The organism is Dapis purpurea BLCC-M126, assembly GCF_050015975.1.
Taxonomy (GTDB): Bacteria; Cyanobacteriota; Cyanobacteriia; order Cyanobacteriales; family Microcoleaceae; genus Trichodesmium.
Map to the genome: position 1 here is coordinate 19,152 of NZ_JBNHER010000265.1, position 5,346 is coordinate 24,497.

At 41.1% G+C, this 5,346-nt stretch carries 3 protein-coding genes; all 3 read right to left on the minus strand.

Annotated features, from left to right (window positions below):
• Positions 1-534, minus strand: a 534-nt coding sequence (locus ACP6PL_RS24400; protein WP_426547921.1) for a tetratricopeptide repeat protein, incomplete at its 3' end; no start/stop codon positions are given.
• Positions 535-624: 90 nt separating this feature from the next.
• Positions 625-4,296 (minus strand): tetratricopeptide repeat protein, encoded by a 3,672-nt coding sequence (locus tag ACP6PL_RS24405; protein WP_426547922.1) that lies wholly within the window; start codon positions 4,294-4,296, stop codon positions 625-627.
• 171 nt (positions 4,297-4,467) lie between these two features.
• The gene (locus ACP6PL_RS24410; RefSeq protein WP_426547923.1) at positions 4,468-5,082 is read right to left on the minus strand and encodes a hypothetical protein; all 615 of its coding nucleotides are present in this window, start codon (positions 5,080-5,082) and stop codon (positions 4,468-4,470) included.
• Between the last annotated feature and the right edge of the window lie 264 nt (positions 5,083-5,346).

Consider the following 5,346-nt stretch of genomic DNA (forward strand, 5'->3'; position numbering starts at 1 on the left):
GTTGAGGCTGTTGGCAACCTCTGGATGGCCTCCTCCTAATGCTTTCTCTCTGATTGCCAGAGACCTTTGGAATAGGGGTAAGGCTTCTGTGTAGTTCCCTTGGTCACGGTACAGTGCTGCCAGGTTATTGAGGCTGGTGGCAACGTCTGGATGGTCAGTTCCTAATGCTTTTTCTAATATTGCCAGAGACCTTTGGACTAGGGGTAAAGCTTCTGTGTAATTACCTTGGTAATAGTGCTGCACACCTAAAAAATTAATAACTGTGGCAGCAACAGTGCTTTCAGAAGCACCTGCATTTTCTAAAATAACTAAGGCACGTTCTAATAGTGGTATAGCTTCACTATATTTTCCCTGTTTTGACAACTTCTCTGCCTGTTGAAAAAGTCGGTTAAATTCCTCCACTTCCCCAGACTGTTGTGCTACCACAGCAGGCTTAATTTCCCCTACTACTGGTTTCGCCATCCCCACAGTTAACCCACAGATACTAATAATTGTTGCTCCCCACACCAGAGAATATTTAATTATTGCTTTCATAAAATTCACCCCATTAGTACACCTACTTAATTATATATTCCTAGAAGTAACCAGTTATGCAAATGCTCAAACGAGTGTCAAATATTACTTCTAAATTCCCATCGCTCTCCAATCTCCAGAGGGAATAAACGACGCCCAATAAAACGGATGCTCATACCCCTCTGTTCCCAACATCTCTAACTGTGTTTGTCGCATTGCTTCTGAACGCCCTTCATTATTCAAAACCCGTTGATAATATTTCACCATTAATTCTTTCGTACCAAAGTCATCCACTTTCCATAAACTAATTACCTGACTTTCACTACCCGCAATAGCTAACGCTCGACGCAAACCATAAACTCCTTCTCCCACATTCACGTCTCCCACTCCCGTCTCACAAGCAGATAATACTACCAACTTTGTACCGCCCAAACTTAAATTCGCAATTTCTAATGCCGTCATTACTCCGTCTTCATCACCACTTCTGCGAGGGTTAAAACCTGCTAAAGCAAGACCCGAACGTAATAGTGGGTTTTCTAAATTTTGAGCAATAGGTCGGCGGATGGAAGCATTAAAATCAGGTTCTACTATTAAACCACCTCTACCTGAAATAGACGATGTAACTTCTTCAACATCTTCAAGAAAGAAACCGTGGGTGGCAATATGCAGTATTTCTGGAGCTTTGACTTTTTTAATCGCATTTTCTGTGGCGTTAGACTCGGTTAACAAGGTCACATCTGACAACATCGGTGCAATAGCTTCTGCTTCTGCTTTTGTTCCTGGTAAAGCTCCCACTTGCAGACTTGCTAAGTCTGTCGCGCGTTTGTTGTTGCTGCGGTTATTAGCGACAAGTTGAGTAGAAGTGAGGTTTCCGGGGGTGTCGTATTCGGGGTTGGCAACTAATATTGGTGGTTGCTGAGTGGGGAAGTCAATGTCAAGTCGGATTAAGTCGCGTCCCGTGGTGAGGTAGGTAATATTATAGTTTTCGATTAAATATTGGTTGTTTTCATCGACTAAAGCAGCAAAGGGAATGAGGTTGAGTTGGGAGTCTGGAGATAAGAGGATGTGTTTGGTGTTGCCTAACTTTTGACGGATGGGTTGCATCACCTGTTTGTCTAAGGTGCGGGCAATTTGTTGGGGTGATGTATCTGGTGTTGATAAGGTGTAGCGGAATTCGGCAACGGCTTTGTGGATGGGTTCGGCTACTCCCAGATCTATCCATTGGGGTGTGTCTGTGGAGTGCAGAATGTAGGCTGCGTAGTGGGGTTGACCAAACTTATTAGTTTTGGCGTCGTAAGGTTTATACTGGATGATTTCTACTAATGCTGCGTCAGGGGGAATTAACTTTTGTACTGTTTCGATGGTTACTGGTTCAGATGTTTTGCTGAATGCTGTACTGGCGCGGGAAAGGTCTGCTTCTAATTTCTCTGCTTTACTTTTTAAGGTTGCGATTTGTTGGCGATATTGTTGGAGAGGAAGATGTTTGGGTTTGTTGTAGATGAGGGCAGCTAGTTGAGTGCGGGTGTTGGCGAGGTCGTCGAGGAGTTTTTGATTTTCTGGGGTGAGGTTGTCGCGGATGGTTTGGAGGGAGTTGGTGATGGAATCAAGGATGCGACCTTTGCGTCGGAGAATGGTTGTTAGGGCAAGTTTTGCTGCGTTTGGGTTATTGGGTGCGTCTTGGATATGTAGGGATATTGTTTGGTAAGTTGAACCTAAGACGGTGAGGATGGAGGCTTGTTTTTGACTTTCCGAACCTGTGGCGAGGAAGGTAGTAATGGTGGTTTCTTGTATTTCCATTCCTCTGGTGCGATATTCAATGGCACTGGTTGTATTACCTTGAGCTTGATAGAGTGCTGCTAGGTTGTTAAGGCTGGTGGCAATATTGGGATGGTCTGCATCCAATATTTTTTCTCTGATAGCTAAAGCTCGTTGGTAAAGCAATTCGGATTCGGTGTACCTTCCTTGGTCATCATACAGGGAAGCTAAGTTATTGAGGCTGGTAGCCACAAGAGGATGTTCCACGCCCAAGGTCTTCTCGTTGATAGCTAAGGCTTTTTGGTAAAGTGGTTCTGCTTCTTTGTACTTTCCTTGGTCATCATACAGGGAAGCTAAGTTATTGATGCTGACTGCAACATCGGGATTTTCAGCACCCAAAGTTTTCTCCCTGATAGCTAAGGCTTTTTGGTAAAATGGTTCAGCTTTTTTGTACCTTTCTTGGTTATGGTAGAGTGATGCTAAATTGTTGAGGGTACTAGCAACAAGAGGATGGTTAGCACCCAAAGTTTTCTCTCTAATTGCTAAGGCTCGTTGGAAAAATGATTCGGCTTCTGTGTACCTTCCTTGATTATGGTAAAGTTCGGCTAAATTATTTAGACTTCGTGCAAGATAGGGATGGTCTGCATCCAAGGCTTTCTCATTAATAGCTAAAGCTCGTTGATATATCGGTTCGGCTTCACTGTATCTTCCTTGGCTATAGTAAAGTGCTGCCAAATTGTTGAGCAGGGTAGCTACATCAGGATGGTCTTGGCCTAAGACTTGCTCATAGATAGCTAAGGCTCGTTGGAAAATGGGTTCGGCTTTGCTGTACCTTCCTTGGTTATGATAGAGTTCAGCCAAATTGTTGAGCAGGGTAGCCACATCAAGATGATCTTGCCCCAAGACTTTTTCATAGATAGCTAAAGCTCGTTGGTACATGGGTTCAATTTTATTGTATCTTCTTTGAGTATTGTAGAGTGATGCTAAGTTGTTGAGACTTCGTGCGACATAGAGATGGTCAATACCTAAAACTTTTTCATAGATGGCTAAAGCACGTTGGTGCATTGTTTCCGCTTCTGTGTATCTTCCTTGGCTATGGTAAAGTAATCCCAAATTGTTTCGACTTTGTGCAACATGGAGATGGTCAACACCCAAAGCCTTTTCTCTGATAGCTAAAGCACGTTGGTGCATTTTTTCAGCTTCTGTGTATTTTCCTTGCTGATAGTAAAATTGTGCCAAATTGTTGAGATTTTCTGCAACAAAAGGATGGTCAGTACCCAAGGTTTTTTCTATAATAGCTAAGGCTCTTTTGTACATCGGTTCGGCTTGACTGTACCTTCGTTGCTCACCGTAGAGTGCTGCCAAGTTGTTGAGGCTAGTAGCAACAAGAGGATGGTCAACACCCAAAGCTTTTTCTCTAATAGCTAAAGCACGTTGGTAAAGAGGTTCGGCTTCGCTGTACTGTTTTTGGTTATGATAGAGTAATCCTAAATTGTTGAGGGTTTGTGCGACATCAGGATGTTCTAAACCCAAAGCTTTTTCAGCGATCGCTAAGGCACGTTTTAAAAGAGGTTCTGCTTCACTATATTTCCCTTGCTTAGAGTAGAGTAATGCCAAGTTGTTCAGGTTTGGTATGATTGAGGGATCGTCAGCACCCAAAGCTTTCTCATTCACAGCTAAGGCTCTTTTGTAAATGGGTTCTGCTTCACTGTAACTTCCTTGGTAGTAGTGCTGTAGACCTAAAAAATTAAGAATTATTCCAGCATCAGATGTTTCAGAAGCACCTGAATTTTTTAAAATGAGCAAAGCACTTTCCAATAAAGAAATAGCTTCGTTATATTTTTTTTGTTTCGACAATTCAATAGCTTCTTGAAAAAGTCGCTTTACTTCCTCATTATCCCCAGACTGTTGTGCTACTACAGCAGGTTTAATTTCCCCCATTACTGGCTTAACCATCCCCACAGTTAACCCACAGATACTAATAAATGTTGCTCCCCACACCAGAGAATATTTAATTATTGCTTTCATAAAATTAACTATTAAAATTGGTTTTACTCTATTATATATCCGTATAACTAGCCACTTATGCAATTTCCGAAAGCTTGATATGGTTAATTTTTTGACAAGGGATGTTCCATGGAACGTCCCTTGAAGATTTTAGTTCTGGTGGTGTGGTTCATGTATCTGAAAAGCGCTGTATTATCCCTGGGTGTCCTTCTCAAGAGATAAAGGAGCTTTCTTCGGTTGTTTATTCATCTGGTCTAATATAGAAATTAACCTGGCTCTAATTCCTCTATAGAGCTGATAGAGCTTGGAGTATAGATAACGGATCAGAGCCAACGCCGACATAAATAATATACTTCTTAATTCGATAATCAAACTCACAAATAAAGTCTGAAGATTATTTTGTTCTATATCCAATAGAGTTGTATTGGTATTCTCTAGAAAATCATTAATTTGACTCACCCTTTCTTTTTTATTCCCTATCCATGAAGTGCTGACACCAAATGGAATCTTACCTTTTTGAGTTTCCAGTACGACATTATAGTCTATTGTATATCCTCCGTTTTCATCATACTCAATATCTTCGTCTAGTCTTGCTCTTTTCAACTCACCCGGTTTCAAAGTTTGTTCTACTTCTCCAACAAGCCTTGTTTTAGTTAACTGACAATATATTTCTCCAGGTGAAGATTTTTCACATTGAAGATGTATTTTGATAGCACCGAAAAATATTGCGTTCAGTAAGCCAAGTGCCAAAATTGTAATAAAGCCAACAACAAGAGTTTTTTCCCATGAAGAATTGCGATTCATCATTGAACTCCTAAATTTGTAAACCTTCAGTTATATCTCTGAGCAACTCACAACTTTTATGAAATTTACTATGGTAGTTGGCAACTTATATCATGTCCGGATGAACAGTTAAGGAGGAGACAGGAGACAGGAGACAGGAGTCAGGAGGAAGAGAAGAAATAAGGAGTATATCAGGAGCAGAAAGTTTTTTTATCACTAATTAAACGGACATGATATTATAGCAGTTTTCATTAATATAGAGTACAGAGATTTGGGTTTAAAGGAAGA